Source organism: Gemmobacter lanyuensis (genome assembly GCF_014652355.1).
Taxonomy (GTDB): Bacteria; Pseudomonadota; Alphaproteobacteria; order Rhodobacterales; family Rhodobacteraceae; genus Gemmobacter; species Gemmobacter lanyuensis.
In genome coordinates this window covers 1-24,781 of sequence record NZ_BMYQ01000013.1, presented here as the reverse complement: position 1 = coordinate 24,781, position 24,781 = coordinate 1, and the positions used below count along the sequence as shown (strand labels likewise).

16 protein-coding genes and 3 pseudogenes are annotated in these 24,781 nt (G+C 64.3%); 8 read left to right on the top strand and 11 right to left on the bottom strand.

What is annotated here, in order from left to right:
- Positions 1 to 11 precede the first annotated feature (11 nt).
- Positions 12 to 3,458 (bottom strand): annotated as a pseudogene (locus tag IE101_RS16175) (indolepyruvate ferredoxin oxidoreductase family protein); the annotation flags it as partial.
- A gap of 175 nt (positions 3,459 to 3,633) precedes the next feature.
- On the opposite strand from IE101_RS16175, the gene IE101_RS16170 reads away from it, so the two are divergent.
- Both IE101_RS16170 and IE101_RS16165 read left to right on the top strand, forming a co-directional pair.
- Positions 3,634 to 4,095: an Lrp/AsnC family transcriptional regulator gene (locus IE101_RS16170; RefSeq protein ID WP_189634884.1), complete on the top strand. Its 462-nt coding sequence runs from the start codon at positions 3,634 to 3,636 to the stop codon at positions 4,093 to 4,095.
- Between the two features lie 75 nt (positions 4,096 to 4,170).
- Entirely contained in the window at positions 4,171 to 4,533 is a 363-nt protein-coding gene (locus IE101_RS16165; RefSeq protein ID WP_229804250.1) for a dihydrodipicolinate reductase, read from the top strand.
- Between the two features lie 6 nt (positions 4,534 to 4,539).
- Here IE101_RS16165 and IE101_RS16160 read toward each other — a convergent pair whose 3' ends face one another.
- Positions 4,540 to 5,514 carry a helix-turn-helix transcriptional regulator gene (locus IE101_RS16160; RefSeq protein WP_189634883.1) on the bottom strand — a complete coding sequence of 325 codons (975 nt, stop codon included), beginning with the start codon at positions 5,512 to 5,514 and terminating at the stop codon, positions 4,540 to 4,542.
- A gap of 143 nt (positions 5,515 to 5,657) precedes the next feature.
- Between IE101_RS16160 and IE101_RS16155 the strand changes: the two genes are divergently transcribed.
- Both IE101_RS16155 and IE101_RS16150 read left to right on the top strand, forming a co-directional pair.
- Positions 5,658 to 5,936: a hypothetical protein gene (locus tag IE101_RS16155; protein WP_189634882.1), complete on the top strand. Its 279-nt coding sequence runs from the start codon at positions 5,658 to 5,660 to the stop codon at positions 5,934 to 5,936.
- Positions 5,937 to 6,062: 126 nt separating this feature from the next.
- Positions 6,063 to 9,344, top strand: coding sequence for a TM0106 family RecB-like putative nuclease (locus tag IE101_RS16150; RefSeq protein ID WP_189634881.1), 3,282 nt, complete (start codon positions 6,063 to 6,065; stop codon positions 9,342 to 9,344).
- Between the two features lie 27 nt (positions 9,345 to 9,371).
- Here the strand turns inward: IE101_RS16150 and IE101_RS16145 are convergent, their stop codons facing one another.
- The 6 genes from IE101_RS16145 to IE101_RS16120 form a co-directional block, all read right to left on the bottom strand.
- Complete coding sequence (locus tag IE101_RS16145; RefSeq protein ID WP_189634880.1) at positions 9,372 to 10,991, bottom strand: FGGY-family carbohydrate kinase; 1,620 nt, start codon at positions 10,989 to 10,991, stop codon at positions 9,372 to 9,374.
- A 1-nt stretch (position 10,992) separates the two neighbouring features.
- Positions 10,993 to 11,721 carry an SDR family oxidoreductase gene (locus IE101_RS16140; protein ID WP_189634879.1) on the bottom strand — a complete coding sequence of 243 codons (729 nt, stop codon included), beginning with the start codon at positions 11,719 to 11,721 and terminating at the stop codon, positions 10,993 to 10,995.
- A gap of 18 nt (positions 11,722 to 11,739) precedes the next feature.
- On the bottom strand, positions 11,740 to 12,987 hold the full coding sequence (locus tag IE101_RS16135) for a sugar ABC transporter permease (RefSeq protein ID WP_189634878.1): 1,248 nt from the start codon (positions 12,985 to 12,987) through the stop codon (positions 11,740 to 11,742).
- Positions 12,984 to 13,790 carry an ATP-binding cassette domain-containing protein gene (locus tag IE101_RS16130; protein WP_189634877.1) on the bottom strand — a complete coding sequence of 269 codons (807 nt, stop codon included), beginning with the start codon at positions 13,788 to 13,790 and terminating at the stop codon, positions 12,984 to 12,986. The genes IE101_RS16135 and IE101_RS16130 overlap by 4 nt, the downstream gene beginning before the upstream one ends.
- A gap of 59 nt (positions 13,791 to 13,849) precedes the next feature.
- Entirely contained in the window at positions 13,850 to 14,902 is a 1,053-nt protein-coding gene (locus IE101_RS16125) for an ABC transporter substrate-binding protein (RefSeq protein WP_189634876.1), read from the bottom strand.
- Between the two features lie 159 nt (positions 14,903 to 15,061).
- A complete protein-coding gene (locus tag IE101_RS16120; RefSeq protein ID WP_189634875.1) occupies positions 15,062 to 15,940 on the bottom strand; it encodes an AraC family transcriptional regulator in 879 nt (292 codons plus the stop codon).
- 278 nt (positions 15,941 to 16,218) lie between these two features.
- Between IE101_RS16120 and IE101_RS16115 the strand changes: the two genes are divergently transcribed.
- From IE101_RS16115 to IE101_RS16105, 3 genes and pseudogenes are all read left to right on the top strand, one after another.
- Positions 16,219 to 16,359 (top strand): hypothetical protein, encoded by a 141-nt coding sequence (locus IE101_RS16115; RefSeq protein ID WP_189634874.1) that lies wholly within the window; start codon positions 16,219 to 16,221, stop codon positions 16,357 to 16,359.
- A 156-nt stretch (positions 16,360 to 16,515) separates the two neighbouring features.
- Positions 16,516 to 16,602: pseudogene (locus IE101_RS19850) on the top strand (BCCT family transporter); the annotation flags it as partial.
- Between the two features lie 381 nt (positions 16,603 to 16,983).
- Positions 16,984 to 19,452 (top strand): VCBS domain-containing protein, encoded by a 2,469-nt coding sequence (locus tag IE101_RS16105; protein ID WP_189634873.1) that lies wholly within the window; start codon positions 16,984 to 16,986, stop codon positions 19,450 to 19,452.
- A gap of 91 nt (positions 19,453 to 19,543) precedes the next feature.
- Here IE101_RS16105 and IE101_RS16100 read toward each other — a convergent pair whose 3' ends face one another.
- Positions 19,544 to 21,928, bottom strand: a complete 2,385-nt coding sequence (locus tag IE101_RS16100; RefSeq protein ID WP_189634872.1) for a YbcC family protein — start codon at positions 21,926 to 21,928, stop codon at positions 19,544 to 19,546.
- A gap of 11 nt (positions 21,929 to 21,939) precedes the next feature.
- Positions 21,940 to 23,484 (bottom strand): proton-conducting transporter transmembrane domain-containing protein, encoded by a 1,545-nt coding sequence (locus tag IE101_RS16095; protein WP_189634871.1) that lies wholly within the window; start codon positions 23,482 to 23,484, stop codon positions 21,940 to 21,942.
- 97 nt (positions 23,485 to 23,581) lie between these two features.
- Between IE101_RS16095 and IE101_RS16090 the strand changes: the two genes are divergently transcribed.
- On the top strand, positions 23,582 to 24,454 hold the full coding sequence (locus tag IE101_RS16090; protein WP_189634870.1) for a LysR family transcriptional regulator: 873 nt from the start codon (positions 23,582 to 23,584) through the stop codon (positions 24,452 to 24,454).
- A gap of 257 nt (positions 24,455 to 24,711) precedes the next feature.
- Here IE101_RS16090 and IE101_RS19845 read toward each other — a convergent pair.
- Positions 24,712 to 24,781: pseudogene (locus IE101_RS19845) on the bottom strand (electron transfer flavoprotein subunit alpha); the annotation flags it as partial.

Sequence of the window (24,781 nt, the reverse complement as noted above, 5' to 3'; positions counted from 1 at the left end):
TTTGTCCCTTTCTATTGCGCGGCGATGGCGGGGGGTGTCTGGCGGGTCAGCGCCGCGCGCAGTTCGGCGCGGCGGTGCATCTGTCGGGTCAGGGCGGCCTCTTTCACCGGGCCATAGCCGCGAATATCCAGCGGCAGGGCCAGAAGGTCGCGGAAGAGCGGCAGGGTCTCCGGGGTCAGGCTTTGCGCGGCCAGGGCCAGATCGGCCTCGTGGTCCGCGATCAACTGCCGTTCCAGCCGCCGGTCATGGCTGTGGCCGAAGGGGTCGGCCCAGGTGCCGCGCAAGACGCGCAGCCGCGCCAGCCCCCGCAGCAGCGGAAAGATCCAAGGGCCGAATTCGCGTTTTCGCGGGCGGCCGTCGCGCCCCTTGCCCGGCAGGATCGGCGGGGCGAGGTTCAGGGACAGCCGGTAATCGCCCGCAAATTCGGCCTCAAGCCCCGCGCGAAATTCGGGCAGGGAATAAAGCCGCGCGACCTCATACTCATCCTTATAGGCCAGCACCTTGGCATAGGATTCTGCGGCGATGCGCGCCAAGTCGGTCGCGCCGATCCGCGCGGTGGCCGCAATCACCGGGGCCAGCCCGGCCCGGTAGCGCGCGGCAAGGCCCGCGTTCTGATAGGCGGTCAGATGCGCGGCGCGGCGGTCGATCAGCGCCTCCAGCGGTTCGGCCTTCGGGGCAGGGGGGGGCGCGAAATCTCCCGTCAGCCGCACCGGGTCATGCGCCAGCAGACGGCCCCAGTTGAAGGCATCGGTATTTGCCGCGACGGCCGTACCGTTCAGCGCGATGGCCTGCAGGATCGAAGCCCCCGCCAGCGGCACAAGCCCGCTTTGCCACGCATAGCCCAGCATCATCAGATTGGCGCCGATCTCGTCCCCCGTCAGGTGGCGCGCCAGCGCGGAAAAATCGTGGAAGTGCCGGTTCGACCGTACCGCCCCGGCCACCGTGGCCTCCACCTGCGGTTCCTGGAAATCAAGGTCGCGGTTGCGGATGAATGCGGCCACCGGGGTGATGCGGGTGTTCAGCACGGCCTCGGTCCGGTCGGGGCTGCACAGGATGATGGCTTCTTTCGATCCGGCCACCACCGAATCCGCCGCGATCAGCAGATCGGCCGAACCCGCGGCAATGCGCGGCGCCGCAATCGGCCGGTCCGCGCGCGAGATGCGGACATGGCTCATCACCGCGCCGCCCTTTTGCGCCAGCCCGGCCATATCCAGCACCATGGGGATCTTGCCTTCGACATGCGCGGCCATGCCCAGAATGGCGCTGATGGTCAGAACGCCCGTCCCCCCAACCCCCGCCAGCGCAAGGTTCCAGGCGCGCTCGATGGCGGGCAGCACGGGATCGGGCAGGCCGGTCACATCGGCCCCGCCCTGCGCCTGTGGCCGACGCAGCCCGCCGCCTTTCACCGTCACGAAAGAGGGGCAGAAGCCCTTGAGGCAGGAATAATCCTTGTTGCAGGTCGATTGGTTGATACGCCGCTTGCGGCCCAGATCGGTTTCAAGCGGTTCCACCGCTACGCAGTTCGATTGCACCGAACAATCGCCGCAGCCTTCGCAGACCGCCGGATTGATCCAGAGCCGCAGGGGTGGGTCCTCCAGCGTCCCACGCTTGCGGCGGCGGCGCTTTTCGGCGGCGCAGGTCTGGACATAGACCAGAACGCTGACCCCCGGCTCCTCACGCAGCTCCAGCATGACGGCGTCAATTTCGTCGCGGTGGCGGATCGTAGTGCCGGGTGCCAGATCGGAGGCGCGAAATAGTTCGGGGTGGTCCGACATCAACACGATGCGCCCGACGCCTTCGTGATGCACCTGATGGGTGATCTGCTCGGGCGTCAGTTCCCCGTCAAGCGGCTGCCCCCCCGTCATGGCCACGGCATCGTTCACAAGGATCTTGTAGGTGACATTCACCCCCGCGGCGACGGACTGGCGGATCGCCAGATGCCCCGAATGAAAGAAGGTGCCGTCGCCCAGATTGACAAAGCGGTGCTTTTCATCGGTGAAGCGGCTGATGGCCGTCCAGGGCACGCCCTCGGCCCCCATGCTGGTGACGGTTTCGGTGTTCCGCCCCATCCAGATCGCCATGTAGTGACAGCCGATCCCCGCCATGGCCTTTGACCCCTCGGGAACGCGGGTCGAGGTGTTATGCGGGCAGCCTGCGCAGAAATGCGGAACGCGCAGCACCGGTGGCACATGGTCGGCCCCGCGCTGTTCGGCACGGTTGAGCCGCTCGGTCGCCGCCCGCAGCCGCGCCGCCAGATCTGGCGGAAGGTCCAGCCGCAGAAGCCGTGCCGCAATGGCGCCCGCCACGCTGGCGACCGTCAGCCCCGCCGACAGATGCAGGAAGGGGCGGTCGGCCTCATCGAATTTGCCGACGATGCGGGGGCGCACATCGGCGCGCCAGTTGAACAGCTCCTGCTTGATCTGGTTCTCGATGATCTCACGCCGTTCCTCGACGATCAGCACCTCTTCCAGCCCGCGGGAAAAGGCGCGGATGCCTTCGGGTTCCAGCGGCCAGGGCATCCGCACCTTGTAAAGCCGCAGCCCCACCGCTGCCTGTTCCTGCGGGCCCAGCCCCAGTTCGGCGAGCGCCTGGCGCACATCCTCGAACGCCTTGCCCGAGGCCACGATGCCAAACCGCGCGCCGGGATGATCGATCACTAGCCGGTCAACCCCATTGGCGCGCGCAAAGGCAATGGCGGCATAGCCCTTGTGTTCCTGCAGCCGTTCATCCTGCACCAGTGGCGGATCAGGCCAGCGCAGGTTCAGCCCGCCGGGGGGCAGCTCAAAATCCGCGGGAAGAACGAATTGCCGCCGCTCTTGCGACAGATCGACAACCGAAGAAATCTCGACCGTTTCCGAGATGACCTTGAACCCCACCCAGCAGCCCGAATAGCGCGACATGGCGATGCCCAGCAGTCCCATCTCCAGAAACTCATGGATGGATGAGGGGTAGAGCATCGGCATCAGCGCCGAGATGAAGGCATGGTCCGATTGATGCGGGATCGAAGAGGATTTGCAGGTGTGATCATCCCCCGCGATGGCCAGCACGCCCCCCAGCGGCGCGCTGCCTGCGGCATTGGCGTGTTTGAAGACATCGCCTGACCGGTCCACCCCCGGCCCCTTGCCATACCAGAGGCCGACCACCCCCTGCTTGCGCGCCCCCGGTGACAGATGCAGCTGCTGGCTGCCCCAGACGGCAGCGGCGGCCAGATCCTCGTTCAGGCCGGGCTGGAAGATCACGTCATGCCGGTCAAGGAACTTGCGTGCCTTCACCAGCTGCTGATCATAGCCCCCCAGCGGCGAGCCGCGATAGCCCGAGATGAACCCCCCGGTGTTCAGCCCCGCCGCGCGATCCCGCCGGATCTGCGTCATGGGCAGGCGGACAAGGGCCTGCGTGCCCGTCATGAAGACGGACCCGGCCTCGGCGGCATATTTGTCGTCCAGCGAAATGGTCATGCGCGTCCTCCGTCCGGTAAAAGCGGACTCCCCGACATCAGATTAGGTCAGGGTCGGGGAAACAGGGTCGCTATTGCGGACCGCATTGCCGGATGGCTTGTAACACTGTACCACAATAATCGCCAATTGTGGTAATTTGTTGCCAGTGGCAGGATGCAGATGCAAAAAGTGATTGCCCATGACCCTTCTGGACGAATCTGACCGCCGCATCCTGCGGGCCTTGCAGGATCAGCCCGACCTCACGCTGCGCGAGCTGGCGGCGGTGACGGGGCTCAGCCATTCTCCGTGCTGGCGCAGGCTGCAACGTCTGCAAGAGGTGGGGGCCATCAGCGCCAAGCGCCATGTCATCGACCCCGAGGCGGCGGGGTTCGAAATCCTTGTCTTCTGTTTCGTGAAGATCACCCATCATCAGCGCGAAAGTCTGCGCGCCTTTGAGGAGGCCGTGGCCAAGGTGCCCGAGGTGCTGCAGTGCTATTCGCTCAGCGGGGAATACGACTATGTGCTGCAGGTGATTGCGACGAGCGTGCGCGATTACGAGGCGACGGTGAAGAATTCGCTGGTCGAACTGCCGAATGTGCAGGTGATCAACACCAGTTTCACGCTCAAGCGGGTCAAACACACGCTGAATGTGCCGGTCTAGGCCAAGCCGGGGGTGATCCAATCCGGGCTGTTCTGCGTAATCCTGTCGCAGCACGTGACGCACCCCGGACCCGATATGTATCCGATTTCCTTCACCCTTGCCGCCCTTTTCGCCATGGCCCTTGAAGCCCGCGCAGAGGGCTTTGTTCCGGTCACGGATCGCGACACATTCATCGAGCTGGTCAGCACCCGCGAACTGCGCCATCCCTTCGGCATCCGGTTGATTGTCAGTCCAGACGGCCAGATTTCAGGCAATGCCATGGGCTGGCCCGTGTCGGGAACCTGGAACTGGACGGATGGCTTCTTCTGCCGCGAGATGGAGTGGAGCGGCACCCCCATTCCCTTCAACTGCCAGCTGGTCGAGGTCGAGGCAGGCCGAAAACTCCGCTTCACCGTGGACAGGGGCGCGGGGGACTCCGCAACCTTCCGCCTGCAATAAGGATGGTCACGGCATGGCGGCGAAGTCGGACCTGCGATAGCCGTCCACCATGAGGCGAAGGGCCTCCGGGGCCAGAACCTCGACCTTGTTCCCCCATTGATAAAGGTGCCAAGCCATTTCCAGCCAGCCCGCCGCGTGAAAGCGCACGATCAGGCTGCCGTCGGCTTGTGGTTCAAGCTGTTGGCGCGGATGGAACTGAAAGCCCTTGGCGCGTTCGGCCGCCTCCGGGGCAAAACGCCAGATGACCTCGCCGAATTGGGCTGGGTCCTGAAAGACACCAAAGGCCTGAGCTGCGTAATCCGCAAGATTGAAGCCCTCTTGCAGCGAAAAGCTTTCATTCAGGGTTTCGGCAGCCTGGATCAGATCGATCCGGAAATTGCGCACCTCATCGGCCTTGGCCGGATCACGGGCGGCAAGATAGGTGCGGTGGCCGAGCAGAACACCATGCGGTTCCAGAATCCGAAAACCGGCATCCCGATTATAACGCACGCGTAGACGGAAGGGGCCGCGCAGCGCCTCGATGATTGCATCGAGAATATCGGGGGCAATCGTGACGCGCGGCCCCGGTCGCGTCACCTGCCCCAAGGCCGCCAGAACCGCCTCGGCATCCGCCTCGACCCGGGCGCGCGATTGCGTGCGCGACAAAAGGCTGTCCCGCAAATCGTGCAGCGCGCGCAGGTGGCGCAGTCGGCCCTCGGCCTCGGCCGTGCGGGCGGCGATTTCCAGGGCTTCGACCCCGCTTTCGTGGCGTAATGTCAGCTGAGGCTGGCCCTTGTCGATCAGCAGCCAATAGCGCCGACGATCTTCGCCATCGCGCGTCTCGACATTGCCGAAGGTCGCTTGAAGCGCATCGGTCATCCGCTGCGCTGTCCGGTGCGAGACGCCGAATTCCCTACAGATATCGTCGAGACTGACCCCTCCGCGCCGCGCCGCGGCCATCTGGGCCAGCCGGATCAGATCCACCGCCTTGGCAAAAGACATCACCCACCCCGTATCGGTGCCAATATTTGTCACCCCCACACGCTAGGCATGATGTTGCGTCCTGTCGAGCTGATTCCAAGTGATTTGCATGACCAGAGCATAGGCCCGGCAGGCGCACCGATTTTTACAGGAAAGGAACACCCATGCGGGGTACAGTCATTAGCATCGAACGGATTTCGCCCCGTGACGGGATCACCGAAGTGCCCGTTCTGACCGCCCGGGGGTATCAGCTGGGCGATCCGGCGCATGGCGCGCTCAAGCATCACGCAGAGCATGCGGTCCATGTCCAGACACTGGAGGAGGCCGCAGAGCTGATCGAGCGCGGGTTTTCGCTGCGCATGGGCGCCAAGGGCAAATCGTCCTCCCTCATTGCGTCCAAAAGCCTGCGGATCGTGCGCGCCGAGGAAAGGAAACAGTCCTGAATTTACCGGGCCTTGCGGTTGCACTTTCCTGCCAGAGTCTTGAAACTGCAGAAAAACCATTCAGACATCGCATGGTCGCGCCCCCAACGGCCCGGCCGTGCCGCGTGACAGGTATTCGGTTCGACCATGCGATATTTCGGCGGTAGCCTTCTGTTTTCGGCAACAGATCTGATGCGCTTCACGGGCTGCGCGCATGCCACGCAGCTCGATCTGCTGCGCCTTCAGGGCAAAGGCCCCGAGCCGCGCGCCGACAGTGCCGATGCCGCACTTTTGCAGCGGCAGGGCGACGCGCATGAGGCCGGGCATCTTGAACGGTTGAAAGCCCAAGGGCTGAGCGTGATCGAAATTGACCGGGGCGATCTGCAGGTCAATGCGGCCCAGACGCAGGCCGCCCTTGCTGCTGGCCCGCAGGTTGTGTTCCAGGGGGCCTTCCTGGCCGGGAATTGGGGCGGCTGGTCAGACTTTTTGTTGCGGGTCGAAAGACCCTCTGCCCTGGGCGACTTCAGTTATGAGGTGGCCGATACCAAGCTGAAGCGCAGGCCGCACCCCAAGCACGTGCTGCAACTCGTGCTCTATTCCGATCTGCTGGCCAAAGTGCAGGGTGTTCTTCCCGAAGAAGCCCATGTCGAATTGGGCGATGGGACGCGCGCGACGCTGCGCCTTGCCGATTATGCCCATTACGCCCGCGCGGCGCGCGCGCGGCTGGAAGGCTTTGCCGCCGCGCCGCCCCCGACACGGCCGGTCCCCTGTGCCGATTGTGCGCTGTGCCGCTGGTCGGATCACTGCGAAAGTGTCTGGCAGGCCGAAGACAGCCTTTTCCATGTGGCGGGCATCAGCCGCGGCCAGGTGAAAAAGCTTGAGGCCGCCGGCGTCACCACTATGGCGGGGCTTGCTGCGCTGGATCATCCGGTGCGTGGTCTGGCCGAGGGGACGCGGACCCGGCTGGTTGCACAGGGCCGGTTGCAGCACGCCCGCAAGACCGGCGCCCCGGCCTTTGAACTGCGCCCGCCGGAACCCGGCAAGGGGTTTGATCTGCTGCCGGAACCGCAGCCCGGGGATCTGTTCTACGACATAGAGGGGGACCCGCATTATCCCGGCGGGCTGGAATATCTGCATGGCATCTGGTGCGATGGTGAATTCCGCGCGTTTTGGGCCCATGATCCGGCCGGAGAGGCGCGGGCGCTGAGCGATCTTCTGGCCTTTTTTCGAAGCCGACTTGCGGCTTTTCCTCAGGCCCGCATCTACCATTATGCGGCTTATGAAATCACCGCGCTTCGACGTCTCAGTACCAAATACGGGGTAGGTGAGGCCTTTCTGGATCGCTTGCTGCGCGAGGGGCGCTTTGTCGATCTTTTCGCCGTCGTGCGGGGCGGCCTGATCGCCTCGGAGGCGAACTATTCGATCAAGTCGATGGAAGCCTTCTATGGCCGCACCCGCGACGGAGAGGTCAAGACCGCCGGCGGTTCCGTTGTGGCCTATGAGGCCTGGCGCGAGACCGACGATCCACAAATTCTGGAAGAGATCGAAGATTACAACCGCATTGATTGCATCTCGACCCAGGAGCTGCGCGACTGGCTGGTCAGCATCCGACCTGCCGGCCCTTGGCCGCAACCCGTGACCGATGCCGCTGCGCAAGAAAGCACGGATGCCGCCGCGAATGAGAGCCTGCGCGCGGCGATTGCCGCGAGCGGTCTGCCACAGGAACGTCAGGATTTGCTGTTCAACCTCGGCCTGTTTCACCAACGCGAGGTGAAGCCCGCACAATGGGCCGTCTTTGATTCTGCCGCCCGCGATCCCGACGGCCTGATCGATGATCTGGACGCCCTTGCCGGTCTGTCTGCCATCGGTGCGGTCGAGCCTGTGAAGCGGTCCTTCATCCGCAGCTATCGCTTCCCGCCCCAGGAAACCAAACTGCGCGGCGGCAAACGGGCAACGGTCCCGGTGCCCGGCGGGGCGCCCACCACGGTGGCCATCGAAGACCTTGATCGGCGCAAGCGGCAGATCACCCTCAAGGTTGGCTCGGGAAAGGCACATTTGCTTGCCGATCAGCTGACGTTGCACCCGGATTGGCCCCTGAACACCGATATCATCGCAGCTGCGCTGCGCGATGTGATCGCCGATCAATGCGGCGCCCGCCGTTGGCGCGCGGTGGATGATCTGTTGTCGCGGGCCGCACCGCGGCTGACGACGGGGTCGCTTTCACCGGTCGATGATCCGGTCGCAGGCACTGTTGCGGCCGTTGGGGCGATGGATGAAACCGTCCTGCCGATCCAGGGGCCGCCGGGAACCGGCAAAACCTATGTCACGGCGCGGGCAATCCTGTCGCTGGTGGGGCAGGGGGCTCGGGTTGGTGTCACCTCGAACAGCCATGAGGCGATCCGCAATGTCTTGATGGGTTGCCTTGCCGCGGCCGAGGATGCCGATCTGCCGATGACGCTGGATCTGGTGCATAAAACCGGCGGTGACGAGGATGGGTATCCCGACGGTTGCCCGATCCATCGCACCACAAGCAATGAGGACGCGGCCCAAGGCCGCCATGTTGTTGGCGCTACGGCCTGGTTCTTCGCGCGTGAGGAAAACATCCAGGCCTTTGACTGGCTTTTCGTCGATGAGGCAGGTCAGGTCGGCCTGGCCAATATGGCTGCAATGGGCCGCGCGGCGCGCAATATCGTGCTGGTCGGTGACCCACGCCAATTGCCGCAGGTCATTCAGGGCGCGCATCCCCCGCCTGCGAACCTGTCTTGCCTGGAATGGATGTTGGGCGATCATGCCACCGTGCCGCCGGACAGAGGAATTTTTCTGCCGGTCTCGCGCCGGATGCATCCCCGCGTTTGCGGATACATCTCGGATCAGATGTATGAGGAGCGGTTGGGCAGCCACCCGGATACGGCGCGCCAGGCCGTGTCCGGGATCGGCTATCCGCAGGCAGGCGCCTTTTGGGTTCCAGTTCCACATGAGGGCAATGCCCAGATCGCCCCCGAGGAAGTCACGGCCATCGCAGCGGCAGTGGCCGAGCTTCTGCAAGGCTTTTGGACGGGGCGCGACGGCGTGACCCGCCCTCTGCGGCCCGCCGACATCATCGTTGTCGCACCCTACAACGCGCAGGTGGGCGCATTGCGCGATGCCTTGCCCGCCGCCATCCGTGTGGGAACGGTCGACAAGTTCCAGGGGCAGGAAGCGCCGGTCTGTCTGGTGTCCATGACGGCGTCGTCTGCCGAAGAAACCACGCGCGGGATGGAGTTTCTGTTCTCGCTCAATCGTATCAATGTGGCGGTCTCACGGGCCAAAGGGCTTGCCCTTGTGTTCGGTGCGCCACGATTGCGCGAGGCGCGGTGCGAGACGATCGAGCAGATGCGGCTGGTCAACAGCATCTGTGCCCTTGAGGTGCTGCCCGCAGCAGGGGGATGACGGCGCGGGGCCGTCACCCGCGGGCGATCAGGCGTCGCGCAGGTGTGTCCGCAGGTCACGCGCAGTGGCCTGCAAGGCGGTGAAAGCTGCAAAACGCGCGTCATGCAGGTGGGCCATGCGTCCCGTGACCGGCCGGAAGATGCGCGCCGCGCCCGACATCGCCCCCATCGCCGCAGGCACGTCAGGGTAAGCGCCGCTCGCCACCGCCGCCAGCATTGCGGCACCCAGCAGGATCGGCTCGGGCGCATCAGGCAGGGCCACGGTGACCCCGGTGCTATCCGCCAACATCTGACACGACAGCGCGCTTTGCGCAGCACCGCCGCTGGCGATGATGGTGGAAATGTCGATCCCGCGCGCGGTGAAGCGGTCCAACAACTGCCGCAAACCATAGCCGATGCCCGAAAGTCCGGCGAGGTAAAGTGCCGCGAGGCTGTCGAGCCCGCGATCAAGGCCAAGACCGCTGATGACTGCGCGCGCCTCGGGCTCGGCAAAGGGTGACCGGTTCCCGAGGAATTCGGGAACCACGATGATCTCGCCCGCCGCATGGATCGTCGCCGAAAGATCGGAGGCCAGCCGGGCTGCGTGATCGGCGACATGAGCGATCAGCGTGCGCCCCCGGGCAGCGGCCTCTTCTGCCAGCGTTGGGGCATCACGGTGCAAATGCACCAGATGATCCAGCGCCGCACCTGCCGCCGATTGGCCCCCTTCATTCAGCCAAAGCCCCGGCAACATCGCATTGAAGTAAGGCCCCCAGACGCCCGAAACGGGGGTCGCCTCCTCGGTCGAGGCCATGGAGCAGGCCGAGGTGCCAAAGATATAGGCCAGCCGCCGGGTTGGCGCGGCATCCTCACCGGGAATCCGGACCCCAAGCGTGCCGAGCCCACCGGCATGGGCATCGATCAGCGCCGCGGCAACGGTGACACCACCGCCAAGCCCAAGATCAGCGGCGGCGATTGCGGTCAGCTCCCCCAGCGGGGTGCCGGGGGCCACCACCTCGGTGCCGATGCGGCGGAACTCCTCTTCTGCCAGCACACCAAGGCCGATGGCACGGAAATAATCGGCATCCCACCGACCTTCATGCGCCAGGTATGTCCATTTGCAGGTGACCGTGCAGGAAGACCGCGCAAGCCGCCCCGTCGCCCGCCAGGTCAGGTAATCGGACAGGTCGAAGAAATGCTGGGCCGCGGCGAAAGCTTCCGGCCGGTGACGTGCCAGCCATAACAGCTTGGGCGTCTCCATTTCGGGTGAGATGCGCCCCCCGACATACTCCAGCACCGCATGGCCGCCTGCGTTGATCTCTTCCGCTTCGGCCTGCGCCCGGTGATCCATCCAGACAATCACATTGCGCGCGGGATCTTCCGACGGTCCGACGGGAATGCCGCGGCCCTTTGGGCCGATGGCGACCAGCGAACAGGTGGCGTCAAAGCCGATACCGCGGATGGCCCCCGGCGAAACGCCGGATGCGGCCATGGCCTCGCGCACGGCGGCGCAGACGGCCTGCCAGATCTGATCCGACGACTGTTCGACAATCTCGCCCGGTTCCTGCCACATCGTGACGGGGTGCTTGCCCCCCCCCAGTAGCCTGCCCTGCGCGTCAAAGACGCCCGCGCGCGCCGACCCTGTTCCGACATCGACCCCGATCAGCATCTTACAGATCCACCGTATTGGGCAGGATGACCAGATCCCGCACGACCACCCCCTTGCGCCGTGTGAGCATGAAAAGCACGGCCTCGGCCACTTCGACAGGTTGCATCAGGCTGCCATTGGCCAGCGCCTCCTCCATCTTTTCCTTGGGCCAGTCGTCCAGCAGGGCGGTCACGACCGGGCCGGGCAGAACGGCGCCCACGCGGATGCCTTGGGGCGCAAGCTGGCGGCGGATCGTATGGGCAAAGGCCTGAATGGCGAATTTCGAGGCGGTATAGACCGGCTCCCACACCACCGGCACCACCCCGGCGATGGAGGATGTCAGCACGATATCCCCGCTTTTCCGCCCGATCATATGCGGCAGAACCGCATGGATCGACCGGAAGGCCGCGTTGATATTGAGGTTCAGCATCCGGTCCCAGCTGTCGGGGTCACCTTCCGCGATGGGGCCGCCGACATAGCCACCCGCATTGGCGTGGAAAATGTCGAGTTGCCCGGCAAGCGCCAGGATGCGCGGCAGCATCCCCGACACCTGCGCGCCGTCCAGCAGATCCACCACCAGCGGATGCGCCTTCGGCCCCAGTTCGGCGCAGAGGGCAGCCAGCCGATCCTCGGCGCGGTCGATCAGCACGACGCTTGCGCCCTCGGCCAGTAGGGTGCGGGCACATTCCAGCCCGATCCCCGAGGCCGCGCCCGTGATGGCGGCCACTTTTCCAGTCAAACGTTCAGACATCATTCTTCTCCGTTCAGGTCAGCCGCGGCCATGGCTGACGCGGGATTGGCGGGCGAGGCTATCGACGATCACCGCGATGGCGAGCACGCCGCCGGTGATCATGTATCGCAGCGAGGAGGACAGGTTCAGCAGCGTCAGCCCGTTGGAAATCGCCTGGATCACGATGATCCCCAGCACCGCCGACCAGGCACTGCCGCGCCCGCCAAAAAGGCTCGTGCCGCCGATCACCGCTGCCGCAATGGCATTGAGGTTCACATCCCCCGTCCCGGCCTGTTGGCTGGAAGAGGCCAGCCGCGCCGCCGACAGGATGCCGCCAAGGGCCGCGAGCGTGGAGCAAAGCATGAAGGCCGAGATATAGATCTTGCGGACATTGATCCCGGACCGCCGCGCGGCTTCGCGGTTGCCGCCCACGGCGAACATCGACCGGCCCCATTGGGTGCGCGTCAGACCGTAATTCAGGACCACCGCCAGCAGCAGGAACAGCGCGAACATGACCGGCACGCCGCGGCCAAGGTGCAGATACCACAGCGCAAATTCCAGCAAGATCGTCAAAGACACCGCCTTCAGCACCAGCCGCCCCAGCGGTTGCGCCGAAAGGCCCGCCGCACGGCGACGCTTCATCACCGACAGGCCAACCCAGGCCATCATCGCCCCCGGCATCAGCCCCAGCAGATAAGAGAGCCATGCGGGCAGGATCCAGAGCTGCCCGAACCCCACAAGCGGCGAGGCAAACGGCAGGTTGATCGACCCGGTCGGGCCAAGGATGTAAAGCTGCAACCCCAGAATGGCGAGAAGCCCCGACAGGGTAGAAATGAAGCTGGGCATCCCCAGACGGTTGAACAGCAGCGCATAAACCGCCCCGATCAGCGCTCCGGCGACAAGTGCCGCGAGGATCGCCAGCGGCAACGACACCCCGGCATTGACCCAGATCACCCCGATCATGGCCGAGGCCAGACCGCTCATCGATCCAACCGAAAGATCAATCTCGCCCAGCATCAGCACGCAGACGATGCCCAGCGAAATCACGCCCACCGTCGCGCAATCGAACAGCAGGTTCACAAGGTTGTTCGGGGCCAGAAACACCGGGTTCAGCGCCGAAAAGACCGCGGAAATCAGGACCAGCCCGACAATGACGGGCAGCATCCCCAGATCACCCGACCGAAGTCGATCCGTGAAATCGCGCAGCGCCCCGGCGAGGCTGTCATCATGGCGCACGCGCGCATCGGCGCGGTCAAGGGTTTGGCCTTCGTGTTTGGTGCCGGTCATGCCTGGGTCTCCTCTGCGGCGGCGCGGCGCCCCTGCCGGCGCGACACGGCGTTTTCGGTGGCGCCGGTGATCGCGGCCACCAGGTCTTGATGCGAGGTATCGGCCGTGAAGACACCGTTGTTGCGGCCAAGGCGCAGCACCACGATGCGGTCGGCCACGGCGCGGACATCCTCCATATTGTGGCTGATGATGATGACGCCGAGCCCACGGTCGCGCACCCGCTCGATCAGGTTCAGGACCTCGGCCGTCTGGGCGACGCCGAGGGCGGCGGTGGGTTCATCCAGCATGATGATCCGCGGATCAAGAAGCAGCGAGCGCGCAATGGCGACTGTCTGGCGTTGCCCCCCGGACAGCGAGGCGATGGGTTCGCGCACCGAAGGGATGCGGGCCGCCAGCTCCTGCAGCAAGGTCCAGGCGCGGACCTCCATCTGCACCTCATCCAGCCGCCAAGGGTTGATCTCATGACCGAGGAAGAGGTTCGCCACCACATCAAGGTTCTCGCATAGCGCAAGATCCTGAAATACCGTGGCAATCCCCATCTCCAGCGCCTTGGCGGGGCTGTCGAGCGTGGCGGGGTGGCCCATATAGGAAATCTCGCCGCTGGTGGGCTGATGCACCCCGGCCAGGATCTTGACCAGCGTCGATTTTCCGGCGCCATTGTCGCCCACAAGGGCCACGACCTCGCCCGCATGAACGTCCAGATCGATGTCCGTCAGGGCGGAAACCGCGCCGAATTTCTTGGAAACGCCGCGCAGCGAGAGGATCTTCTCTCCCTTCGCGGGCAATCTTTCCCGTGCCTGCATGATGTCCTCCCCGGAGTGTCTGGCAGGCCGGCCCCGGATAAACCGGGGCCGGATCGTGGTTACTGGGTGATGCCAAGCGCCGTGCAGCCCGCCGCATATTCGCCGGTGCAGACCTCTTCGGGGGTGTTGATGCCCTTGTCGAAGATTTCGGTCTTGATGTTCTCGGCGGTGACGACGGCCGGGACGAACAGTTCCGACGGCGTGTCGTAAAGCGTGGTCTTGGCTTCGGGCGTTTCGCCCTTGAGGAAGGTCACCGCGACATGGGCCGCCGCCGCCGCCACAATCTCGGAGGGTTTCGAGATGGTGTTGTATTGATCGCCCGAGATGATCAGTTGCAGCGCCGCGATGGTCGCGTCATTGCCGGTGACCGGCGGAACCGGGTCCACGCCTGCCGCCTTGAAGGCCGCAACCGCGCCGCCGCCAGTGCCGTCATTGGCCGCCACGACGCCCACGATTTCGGCGCCGAACCGGGTGATCTGGCCTGCCGCCCATTGCTGGGCCTCTGGCGGTGCCCAGTCGGGCGTGTCGAATTCTGCGAGCGTCTTGTAGGGCGAAGCGTCAAGCGCCGCATCGATCCCGTCGCGGATCAGACCGGCCGCCGCATCGGTGGGCGAGCCGTTGATCTGCAGCACCCCTGCGCCCTCGGGCACGCCCTTGGCCTTCAGATGATCCACCAGCGATTGCGCGATGGCCTGGCCGATGCCCTTGTTGTCGAAGGACACATAATAATCCGCCGGGGTGCCGGGGATCGGGCGGTCATAGGCGATGACCTTCACGCCCTGCGATTGCGCCAGCGTGACCAGCGCCGCCGCGGCCGAGCTGTCGACCGGGTCCAGCACGATGACCTTGGCGCCCTGCGCCAGAACCGAGTTGAACTGCTGCTGCTGCAGCGCCACATCGGCATTGGCGTTCTGGTAGATCACCGTGCAATCGGCGCAAAGCTTGGCCATTTCGGCCTGAAATCCGGGAAAGTCGTGCTGTTCATAGCGGGTTGAGGCCTGATCGGGCATCAGGAAGGCCACGGTGGCGGCCTCTTGCGCGAAGCTGGCCGTGGCGAGCAACAGCGGGGTGATGGCCGCTCCGGCCAGAAGGATGGTCTTGGCTTTGGTCATTTCTCTCTCTCCCTTGCAGTCAGTCTGGTTCTTTCCCCTGTCGGTGGACAGGACGGGTTTTTCCCGGTTGCGCTGTGTCTTGCCCGTCGCCGGGCAACAAAAGGCCGCGCTGCGCACCGGTGGGTCGGGCGCGGCCAGAGTTGCGGTAGGTGGTTCAGGTCAGGCGGCGAAGGCGCGGTTGCCCTCCAGCAGCGCGCGGAACCGGCTGGGCGGCATGCCCTTGCGGCGCAGGAACTGCCGATTGAAATTCGACAGATTGTTGAAGCCGACCGCGTAACAGATATCGGTCACGGTGCTTTCGGGTTCGTTCATCAGCATCTGGCAGGCCAGATTGATCCGCAGGCGGTTGACATATTCCACCACGCCCATGCCCGTATGCTTGCGGAAGCTGCGCGAAAAGCCCGAGGCCGACATGCCCGCCGTCTGGGCCAGATCCGCCTCGCCAAAATCCTCGGTCAGGTTGTCGTTGATAAAGGCCAGCGCCTTGTTGACGCCCGCCGACATGAAACCCGAAGGATCGGGCAGATAAGTATCCGAAGACAGCGCCACGGCGCCGCTGTCTTCGGCCAGCCGCGCCAGCAGCATCAGAAACAGGCTTGCCCGCCGCGGCCCCTTGGCATGGATCAACTCGGCCAGAAGCGGCGCGCAATCGGCGCTGCAGGCATCCGAAAACAGCGCCCCCCGACGGCTGAGCGCAAACAGCGCATCAAAGCCCCCGGTTTCGGGGAAAAGCTCGGCGATGCGGGCCAGCAGATCTTCGGGGAATTGCAGCACGCGGTTCCGCAGCGGGATCACCGTGCCTTCCGCCACATGCGACACCCAGTTATGCGGCAGGTTCGGCCCGGTCAGCACCAGATTGCCCGGATCGAACTCTCCGATGAAATCGCCGATGTAGTAATGGCCCGAGGTGGCCACGACCTGATGGATCTCCAGCTCGGGGTGGAAATGCCAGCGCACGGTATGGAACGGATAGCCATGTTCCCAGGCCTTGAAGGACTGGCCATGGCCGATCTGGACGACCTCAAGATCTGGTTTCATGCGCTTCTCCCCTTCAGGCACCCACGTCTCCCCCGTGGGGCGGGCCGTTCCGTCCGGATCACGACCTGCCCTTGCAAAATGCACGAAAGAATCGGGAGGAGCTACCACTTCACGACGCCCCGGCTGATACTATTTTGTCTTTCTGCATTGCGGCACATGCAGAATTTGAAAAGCTATGCGGAGCGCTTGGTCCCTAGATCCCCTATTTGCCACACCGCATCCGGTCATTTCCCAAGCGGGGCTGGGCGGTCCGCCGCAATCGCAGGGAAGGTGCCGCGATGACCAAGCCGCCACGGAACGATGTGATGATCCGTGCCGCCGGGAGTGGATTCTGCGAGGGGTTCAACACGATTGTCACCATCGGCCCAAAGCTGATTGTGCGTCTGCCGATCATCTGGGTCGCGGCCTTTCGGCGGTGAACGGGGTTCTTCGGGACATGGTACATCTATGTCATGGCCTTTTATCTTTCGACCTGCCTTGCCCTTGCAGCCATGGTCACCACCGTGCTGAGCGCCGCCGTCACGATCGGTTTCGGCGTGTCGCAATTTGCCAGCGGCCTTTACGATATCACCGCGGCTTGGTGGATTGCCTTCGCGCCATTCGTCTGCCTGTTCCTGGCACGGATTTCGCGCGGCTGCACAGTGCCGGAACATGTGATGGGGCGATGATCGTTCCCTCTGTCATGCGTTTCATCTGGTTTGCAATGGTGCGGCGGCACGGCCATTGATCTTTAACGAAGGGCGGTACCAATCACGCCATTCTGGATTCCGGCCTGTCCAGCCATCTGTTTGCAACGGTCAACCAGCCTTTGGCGCTGATCTTGGCGATTCTGATCATCAACACGATCAACGCCGCCGGGGATGAGACGCGCCAGAACGAAAATTCGGGCCGCCCCGGTCAGGTGGCCTGAACGGCCGAAAAACATTCAGAGCGCCGGGTGGGCGAGACGTCAGCACATTCAAAAGATCAATTTTAATTATACTTTTGCCGCAATTACAGTCCATCGGATGTGCGTTGCTGCTTGACGTGCAAGGAGTCTCCGTATGGCGACCAGCCCGAATTTGAACCTGTTTGCAAATGCGCCCCAGGCAAGGGGCGATACTTTCTCCTTTTCGGAAAATGAACGCGACAATCCGGTTTCGTTTGTGCTGGACGTGATGGCCAATGATCTGGGCGGCAAGGCCAAGACCCTTTGGTCGCTGGATGATGGTGCCGGTGGCCAATCGCTGACCATGCAGGATCTGGTTGCGCGGGACGCAATCGGGGCGATCAATCGCACTGCCCGGGGAAATGAAATTTCCATCCGCGCCGATGGCCAGGTGCAGCTGACAGTCACGGCTCTTGGCCCCAATGGCGCCCGCGCTTTGGGGGCCGGTGAGGTTTATGCCGATTCTTTCGCTTACGCCATCCGGCTTGCCAATGGCACGCTCAGCTGGACGAGCGTCAGTTTCAATCTCATTGGCAGCAACAACGGCCCGACTCTGGTCCAGTCTGCGGCGACGGACCTGTCGGGTACGGTGACCGAGGACCGAACTTTCAGCGATTCCGGTGCCTTCTTCTTTGAAGATCTGGATCGTAACGACCAACATTCTGTCACGGTCGAGGCACAAGAGCCGTCTTCTCTCGGCGAGGTTCTGGCACAGGTCGATGCCTCGGCAGGCCGTGTAGACTGGACCTATCGTTTGAACAACACGGCGGCACAGGCGCTGGCCGAGAATGAAACCCGGGTCGAGCAGTTCACCGTGACCCTGTCGGACGGCAAGGGCGGTGTGCTGACCCAGACAATCACGGTTCGGGTGACAGGCACAAATGATGCCCCCGAAATCACCTCGGCCGTACAGGAAGCGGCACTTGCCGAAGATGGCCTGATGACCGCCCAGGGGCAGGTGACGGCATCAGACGTCGATCTTGGTGCCGTTCTGTCCTTCACCGGGTCGACGGACGGGGCCTTTGGGGCCTTCAGCGTGGATGCCGCCTCCGGACTCTGGACCTATGCGCTTGATCGCGCGGCGGCGCAGCACCTTGCGGCAGGGCAGACAGCGATCGAAACCTTTACCGTCCTCGCGACCGATGAATTTGGCGAGACGGCGAGCCAGGCCGTAACGTTAACCGTCACCGGCACCAACGACGCGCCCGAGATCACCTCCGCCCCGCAAGGGGGCACTGTTGCCGAAGACCTGGTGCCGGTCGCCATGGGCCAGGTGATCGCCACCGATGTCGATCAGGGAACAGTTCTTGCGTTCAGCGGCAGTGCCCAAGGCGCCTATGGCAGCTTTGTGGTGGATGATGAATCCGGGGTCTGGACCTATCATCTGGACAATGCGGGGGTTCAATCGCTTGGCGCAACACAGTCAGTCACGGAATCCTTTGTCGTCACTGTGTCCGATGGCGCCGGTGGGACCGCCCAGCAATGGGTTGCGATCGGAATTTCCGGCACCAATGATGCGCCGGAAATTCTCTCGGATCCGCAAATTGGTGCGGTCACGGAAGACGGCCGGATCACGGCAACCGGGGAAGTCATTGCCGCTGATGTTGACGCGGGCGCGACGCTGATTTTCAGCGGATCAACCGATGGCGCATTTGGCCGCTTCGATGTCAGCGCGGACGGCCATTGGCTTTATGTCCTGAATAACGCCGCGCCAGAGGTTCAGGCGCTGAATGCGGGCGATCAAGTGAGCGAAACCTTCGGTGTGACCGTGACCGATGAGCAGGGTGCCAGCACCGTGCAAGAGGTGGTGATTACCATTGGCGGAGAAACGGATCGCCAATTTGCAACCTCGCCCGGCGAATATGCCGGGGCGGACCCGGACCCGAATGATTTTGACCGGGCGGGCGGTGCCACCGCCACCAACCCGGGTATTTTCAGCGGCGGCAGCGGGCCGAATACCCTCAATGGCAGCGCCGGGGGGAATACGATCAGCGGCAACGCGGGGAACGATACGCTGTACGGTCACGGCGGAAACGATGATCTGCGCGGCGGCAACGACAATGACTCGATCTTCGGGCAAGCAGGCGATGACGTGCTGGAGGGAGGGGCTGGCAACGATACGCTGTGGGGCGGGTCCGGCCATGACCGGCTCAATGGCGGCGCGGGGATCGATCTTGTCTTCGGGGGATCGGGCCGTGATACCGTTCTGGGGGGCGCTGAGAGTGAAAGCATCTCGGGGGGCTATGGCGCCGATCTTTTGACCGGCGGCAGTGGAAACGATGTTTTTGTTTTCCTCTCGACACGGGATACGGGCGATACCATCACCGATTTCGATGCGACCGGCACTGTTACCGGGGCGAACCATGACACGCTGGATTTCTCGGCTCTCCACGCTGGAACGCTGGGCCTGTCGTCCGCAGGGTTGATGGCCTTCTCGGTTTTCTATGACACTTGGTCGGATGCGCGGACGACGGGCGTGCGGGTTCAGGTGGATACGGATGGCAATGTTGCCACGGCAGAATTCGAGGTGTTCCTGCAAAACACCCTCGCCATCCACATCGATGCGACGGACTTCGTGCTCTAATCCCGCGGTCGGGGATTGCAGAGACGGCATGCCCCCGGTGCCGCTGCCGTTCGTCCCTGCGCGGGGGGGCCCTTGGGCCCCCCCCGATTAATCAATCGACCTGCAGGCCGGTCGCCAAAGACCCCGCCTCCCAACGCAGTCCGCGCTGGTAGCGGGCCGTGACCCGACCGTCCTGCAACGCGAAGAGGTGAAGCCAGCCGTTGTCGAACAATTGCCGGACTGCATCATGCCGGCGGAGGATCTCGGTGATCGGCTCGACCGGCGCCTCGATCATCACGGACAGGCGCAACGCCTCATGCGCGGGCCTTTCGCCATCATGAACCGATTGCAGCGGCAGGCCGGGGCGCAAAAGACCGCCATTCCCCTCGACAACACCGATGCCGCCTACCACATTGTGGATCAGCTTGTTGCCGCCCCCGAACAGCCGGGGCGCCACGGTTGATCCGTAATATTGCAGGCTGATCCAGCTTGCGACCACGACCGGCGCGGTCAGGATGAGTTCGAGCGTGGCAAAGCCCTTGTCCATGCCCCAGTCATAGCTGTGCAGGAAGGCGCGGCCCTGCAGGTTGCGGCCCGCAGTGACACTGCGTGGCGCGGCGATGAAGGCCGCACATCCCGCAAGGCCCCATTCCGGGCGAACCTCAGCCCAGTCACGGGCGCGTTTCGCCAGCCCCTCTGCCGTAGCGCCCGGCAGGCGTTGCGCGCGTTCGGCCCGTGCAAGCCGTGCCGCGGCCTCAAGCCATGCATGGGCCTGCTTTACATCCGCCGCATGCCCCGGTGCCGTGTTGTCGTGGTAAAGCACCACCCGGTCCGTCACCGTATCATGCAGACCCGCCACAAAAAGCGTGTCCTCCGGCAGTTCGATCCCTTGGTCCGCAAGCCCTGCACGTGTTTCGGGATCATTGAGCAGCGCTGCAAGAAGCCGCGACGAAACCTCACCGGTCTGGCCGCAGCAGGCTCCGCAATGATAGGCGCTTTCATGCGGGTTATTCGTAAGCTGGGCGCCATGCCCGATCAACAGGACAAGCCGGGCGTAATCCCGGGTCAGGCTCATGGCGCGCAGCACCGCGGCAGCGGTTTGTGCCTTTTGCGCGGCGGTCAGCCCCCCTTCGATCCGCGGCAGCGGCCCGGACGCAAACCCGGCGTTCCCCAGCCCGAGCGCATCGCGGATCAGCTTGCCACCATACATGGGGCCGGCGGCTTCGACGAAGGCGAATGACGAAACGGCTGCCTGCCGGAACCGCCCCCAGGCGCGCGCCGCGCGGGCCCTGATGCGATTTGCGGTTTCCTGATCGTGATCCTTGTGGCTGGTGGATGTGAGCTTTGGCACCAAAAGTGCAGGAAGATGGGCCTGGATTTCGTCCGTGCCTTCCGGCCGATGGGCAAGTGGAAGTCCGAAAAACCCGGCAAATCCAAGGGTTTCAACCGCTTCATCCTGTGCCTCCAATGCGCGCCGCAGCACTTCGGAACGCACGTCGATACAAAATGCGGCCTGAAGTCTGGCGCGGCCCGTCCGCTGTATCGGACCCGAAAGTAGCGAGGCAAGCCTGCGCTGATGCGCGCGTTCCGCCGCATCCTGCAAGACGGCATCCAAGGCGTCGTCGGCCGTGGCAAAGACGGGGGCAGCATGTGCTGCGACCGCCGCCTGCCAAGCGTCGGCAATCTGCGGGATATGGGCCAGCAGCGCCTCTTCCCAGATCAGGCGTATGGCCAGCAGGTCGGTCAGCGTCGTTTCGGTTTCGCCTTTCAACTCGGCCTGCCACAATAGCCACCGGGCGTGCATGGGCCAGCCACCGAGATCAACCAGCAGCCGATGGAAGGCCGTTTCGGCGGCTTCGGGCGGTAGGCCAAGCCGTTCCGCCGCGCGCAGCAGGGCGCGTTCCGAAGTATCCGGGGCCTCGGCGACATGTGCAGAAAATCCGGTCAGCCCCGCAATTTCCGGCGTCAGGTCATGGGTCGCCCATTCCCGCCAGGCGGCAAAGGCTCCATGGCCCGGCCGCGGTGTCCAAAGTGCCTGACCCCGATCGAAGAACCCGCCGGCCCAAAGGCCGAAGCTGCGCGTAATGACGGCCGGCCAATCGATGCCCGTGGCATCTGCGGCAAGTTCAGCCACGGTCGGCAGGGCCTGAGGCTCCGCAACCGGGCTATGCATCCGCGCCTTGAGCCACGCCAGATCGCGCGGCTTTACCGCAGCGGGCGAGGCGATCAGTGCGGCGGCCAGATCATCATCCGTGATCTCGCCGCGCAGCACCTTGGCGACAAGCTCGGTCCGAGGTTGGGTAAGCCGCACCCCGGCCACCCGCGCCAGCCTTGCCGAAGCCTGGGCCAGATCCTCGCCCGTCTGGCCAAGAAAGGGGTTCACCGCAACGGTCGCGTCCAGCGGGAAGGCGGGTGGAATGGCCCGCGCTGCGGCCTCGGCCGCCTGCAAAAGGCGCGATACAATGGAAGGGGCAATCTGGCTATGCTTGAGGAACATCGGGGCCTCCGTCAGGATTTGGGGGATGTCCGGAAGCCGCCGATCATGCGGTCCAGAAGCGCGTTGAGGTAAAGTCCGTTTGCCAGATGCACCCGAAGCCCCGCCGTTGCGGGATGATGCGCCCACAGCGGGAAAAGTGCCTGTGCAAAGGCCACCAGCCCGAAAGACAAGACGGCCAGCACGATCAGCGCCCATTCCAGCGGGCCAGTTTCAGGCACTGCGGGCAGGGCAGGCCCCCAGATCCACTGCGCCACGACCTGAAAGCTGAAGTAGGCCAGCGCGGCCGCGAGTGAGGCGGCGACCGTCCGACGGGTCAGGGGGCCGGGCGCCGCATCGGCAAGGCCCTGTGCGATCAGGTAAGAGACGCCGAAGATAAGCATCGTCCCAAGGGCCAGCGCCTGAGGCGATTTGTCCCCGACCAGCAGGGTGAACGCCGCCGCCACGGCAAGATAGAGCATCAGCGCCAGTCCGAAAGACCGCGCCACGGCGGCCAGGTCGGGTACAGCCACCGGTCCCGGCTTGCGCAGCGCATTCACAGCCCGGACCGCACCGCCCGAAGACAGGAAGGCATGCGCCTTGTAAAGCGAATGGGCAACGATGTGCAAAAGCGCGAGCGCCCACAGGCCCAGCCCGCATTGCAGCAGCATGAAACCCATCTGCGCGACGGTGGACCAGGCCAAAGCCGTTTTCACGGCACTTTGCGTCAGCATCACCAGCGCCCCGAACAACGCGGTGAAACCTCCAAGAACCACCAGCGCCGCCATCGCCCCGGCGCTGTGCTGCACAAGGCCCGAAAGGGTGATGAGCAGCACGCCGCCCGAATTGATGATCCCGGCATGCAAAAGGGCGGACACAGGTGTAGGTGCCTCCATCACCTCTGTAAGCCAGCCATGCAGCGGAAAGGCCGCTGTTTTCAGGGCCGCAGCCAGAACGATCAGGGCCACCGCCAGCTGGGCCGGGGCATCGAGCGCGGACGCAGCCACCAGCGTGGCGATCTCGGTCGTTCCGAAGCTGTGCCACAAGAGGCCCATGGCAACGGCCAGCGCGACGTCGCCCCCCAGCCACACGCGAATGAATTTTGCAGCCGCCCGCCGCGCCTCGGGGCGATCCGGATAGAACAACAGCAACTGCCGCAGGATCTGCCCGGTGGCAAAAAACGCCACGACCAGCACCGGCAGGCTTGCCGCCTGGATCAACACCAGCACGGCAGCAACCGCCGCCAGTGTGAGCGCGTGAAAGCGTCCCTCGCGGGCCTCGCCGTCCAGATAGCGCCCGGCATACCGCACCACGATCCAACCGACAAAGGACACAAGGGTCGCCAGGGTCACGCTGATCGCGTCAAGCCGCAAAAGTGGAAGACCTTCCAGCCTCAGGGCCAGCGGGCCCATCGACCAGAATTGCACAGGCCCCGCCAGCGCCATCGCCAGCGCACCCAACGTCGCAAGTTCCGCCGACTGGGTCATCGCACCGGGGCGCCGCCCTGATCGCAGGAGGAACGGCAAAGCTGCGACAAGCAGAATGAGGGGGGCCAGAAAGGGTAAGGCCAAGGCTGTCATCACAGTCTCCGTCTCTGGTTGATTGACTGCGATCTAGCGCTTGCGCGAAATTCATAAAATTACATATATTATGTTAAATCGTTCTATATGATGAACAATGGCCCAGTTAAACCTGCACCACCTGCGTCTGTTTCGGGCCATCGCCAGCGATGGAACGCTGACAGGGGCTGCACGCGGGCTGAACCTGTCGCAATCCGCGCTGTCGACCCAACTGCGCGCGCTCGAGGCCTCGCTTGGTCAGGATCTCTTTGAACGCCGCGGGCGCGGGCTGGTGCTGACCGAGGCAGGGCGCATCGCGCTTGACCATGCCGAGGCAATCTTTCGCACGGTGGATGACCTGACCGCCACGCTGCGGGAAACGGGCCGGTCGCGCCGTGCGCTCCGTGTGGGGGCGCTGGCGACCCTGTCGCGCAATTTTCAGTTTCAGTTCCTGCGGCCGCTCCTTGGCCGGGCAGATGTTGAAGTCGTTCTGATCTCTGGTTCGCAAGAGGAATTGTTGCGCGGGCTCGAGGCGCTGGCCCTCGACGTGATCCTGACAAACGTTGCCCCGGCACGCGATGCCACAAGCCATTGGCTCATCCATCGGCTGGATGAACAACCCGTAAGTCTGATCGGAACGCCGGGTCGGGTCGGGCCTGCCCCCGTGCCGCTACGGGATCTGCTGGCGACACAGCCGCTGGTCGTGCCGACACGGGCGACCGGCCTGCGGGCCGCGTTTGATGCGATGGCCGCCCGGCTGCAAGTGGCCCCGAATTACGCGGCCGAGGTTGATGACATGGCGATGATCCGCCTCTTGGCCCGTGCGGATGCAGGCCTGGCCATCATTCCACCAATCGTCGTGCGGGACGAGCTTTTGTCGGGGGCGCTGGTCGAGGCGAGCCGACTGGATGGCATTCTGGAAACCTTTTTCGCGGTCACCCGCGAGCGGCGTTTCCCGAACCCGCTTCTGAAAGATGTGCTTCCTGGCTGAATTGGCCCCTTTCGGTGCGGACGTTTTTCGCCACGGAACCACCGCGCCAGTTTGAAACACTGGATTGAACCGCTCAGCCCGGTGTGAGGCGCCAGATGTCGGCGCCACAGGGACGACCATGAATTGGCACCGCTGCGGCGTTTTCAGCCGAGCTATTTGGAAGCGCGGCCGCCGGGCAAGTCCTCGGCGGCCGCGTCTTTTGTGGGGCGGAGCTGTGGCCTCCCCCCGTTCCATGCGCCTGTGCGGGCGCTCTGCGGTCACAGTTTTGCGGTGAGTTCCGGGACGGCGGCGAAGAGGTCTGCGACGAGGCCGTAGTCTGCGACCTGG